Source organism: Deltaproteobacteria bacterium (genome assembly GCA_016875225.1).
Taxonomy (GTDB): domain Bacteria; phylum Myxococcota_A; class UBA9160; order SZUA-336; family SZUA-336; genus VGRW01.
Genome location: VGRW01000168.1, coordinates 1 through 2,201, shown reverse-complemented (window position 1 = coordinate 2,201; position 2,201 = coordinate 1). Strand labels below are relative to the sequence as shown.

1 protein-coding gene is annotated in these 2,201 nt (G+C 73.2%); it reads left to right on the top strand.

All coding sequences use genetic code 11. The features are described 5' to 3' along the window. The first annotated feature begins 353 nt into the window (after positions 1-353). Positions 354-1,910 (top strand): transposase, encoded by a 1,557-nt coding sequence (locus FJ108_18455; GenBank protein MBM4337875.1) that lies wholly within the window; start codon positions 354-356, stop codon positions 1,908-1,910. Positions 1,911-2,201: the final 291 nt, after the last annotated feature.

The following is a 2,201-nucleotide window of genomic DNA, read 5'->3' as shown; positions in this document are numbered from 1 at the left end:
CAAACATGGTCGGGCCGCTGGCCAGCGCTTGACTCGTCCGCGCGCGCGCGCAGCTGAACACGCGCTGCACGAGCGAACCGACCCGCAGACTCTCAGCCACCGATGCGCGCGGGTCGTGGCTGTGCGTTGACGCACGACGTCAGGTCGGCGCCGACCCGCCGGACGCTTACGGCTGTAGCGCTGGTGGTTGCCGCCGTGCTCGGCCGCACGCTCATCAGAGGCAAGAGCATGCCGCTGCCCCGCGACCGCGGATCGCGTCCGTCGCCGCCGCGCTGCTCGGCCCCATCCCCCCACGCTGATTCCGCCGAGTTCGACCGCAACTGCGAGCCTCGCCCGACAGTCCGTGGCGCAGCATGCCGCTGCGCAGCGAGATCCACGCCCGGCGTCGACGCGAGCCCGAACGCGGTGCTCTGCACCAGGTCTTGCTCGCTCACCTCGAGACGTTCCTCGAGCGCGCCCGGGCTCCCGATTCGGGCCACGGCCTGCCGCGTTTCGTCGAGCGCGAGCTGCGTCGCTACCTCGAGTGCGGCCTGCTCGCCCACGGCTTCGCGCGCGTCCACTGCTCGCGCTGCATGCGCGACGAGCTCGTAGCGTTTTCTTGCAAGGGCCGCGGCTTCTGTCCCTCGTGCTGCGGCCGGCGCATGGCCGACACCGCCGCGCACCTCGTCGACCACGTGTTCCCCCACGCGCCCGTGCGCCAGTGGGTGCTCTCGTTTCCGTTCCGCATCCGCTTCCTGCTCGCCTCGAGCCCGCGAATGTGCGCCGCCGTGCGCGGGATCTTCACGCGCACGCTGCTCGGCTGGCTCGAGCAGCGCGCACTTGCTTCCGCTGCTGCCGGGGGATCTGCGCGCCCGCGTTCGGGTGACTCCGAGCCCGCCTCGCGCCGTGAGCCCCAGTTCGCCGCCCGCTCCGGCGCCGTGGTCTTCGCGCAGAGGTTCGGGAGCGCGCTCAACTTGAACCTGCACTTCCACGCGCTTGTGCTCGACGGCGCCTTCGTCTCGCCGAGTGAGCGCCTCGCGCCGAGTTTCCAGCCCGCCGCGCCGCTCAGCGATGCCGACGTCGCCGAGCTGGTCGAGCAGCTCGCCCGGCGCATCACGTGCTACCTCGAGCGCCAGGGCCGCCTGGCGCGCGCGCACTCGCCGGCCGACGCTGACGAGCCGGTCGAGCACGACGCTGCGCTCTTCGACCAACTCTGCGCCGCGTCGATCCAAGGCGGCGCCGCGCTCGGGCCCGAGCGCTCGCCGCCGCTCGCGCGCCTGGGCCAGCGCCGCCCGCCGCGCCCGCCGCCGCTGCCCGGCTCGCTGTGCGCCGACCGCGACGGCTTCTCACTGCACGCCAAGGTGCTCGTGCCCGCCGGCGAGCTCGAGCGACTCGAGCATCTGTGCCGCTACGTGACTCGCCCGCCCATCGCGACCCAGCGCCTCGCGCTCGCACCCGACGGGCGCCTCGTCTACGGCCTCAAACGACATTGGCGTGACGGCACGTCGGCGGTCTCGTTCGACCCGCTCACCTTCATCGAGCGGCTAGCGGCACTCGTTCCCTCTCCGCGCGCCCATCAGCTCACTTACCACGGCGTGCTCGCGCCGGCCTCCGCCTGGCGTGATCTCGTCGTGCCCAAGCGCGCGCCCGCATCCACTTCGCCTTCCTGCGGCCCGCTCGCTCCCAACTCGCCGGCCGCTCCCAGCACCTCCGCCCGCTCCCACTCGCGGCGCTCGACCTGGGCCGAGCTCTTGCGGCGCGTCTTCGCCCTCGACGTCCTCACCTGCCCGCACTGCGGTGGCCCCCGCCGCCTGATCGCACAGCTGACCGACCCAGTCGTCGTTCGCAAGATCCTCGCGCATCTCGGCCACCCGACCGAGCCTCCACGCCCCGCACCCGCCCGCTCGCCCGAACTGCTCGACTTCGCCTGAGTCGCCGCCCTTCACCTCGCCGAGCACGCTCCTCGCCCGCGACCCGCGCCGGCGAGTAGGTCCGGTCGTGTCCAAAAAGCCCGCACCACCGCCCCAGCGGGCCTCGCCAGCCTCGCAAACCCGGCCCACCGAGCCCCGAGCTGGCCTCGGGAGGCCGCTTGACGCATCGGCGCCCCGCGGCGAACCTCCACCTCGCGGTCGACGAAGGCCGCCTCCGGCCGAAGTCATCCGCTTGGCCGTCCTATCCGCCCAGCCCAGCCCGCGCATCGAACGCTCCGTGCGCTCGAGGGG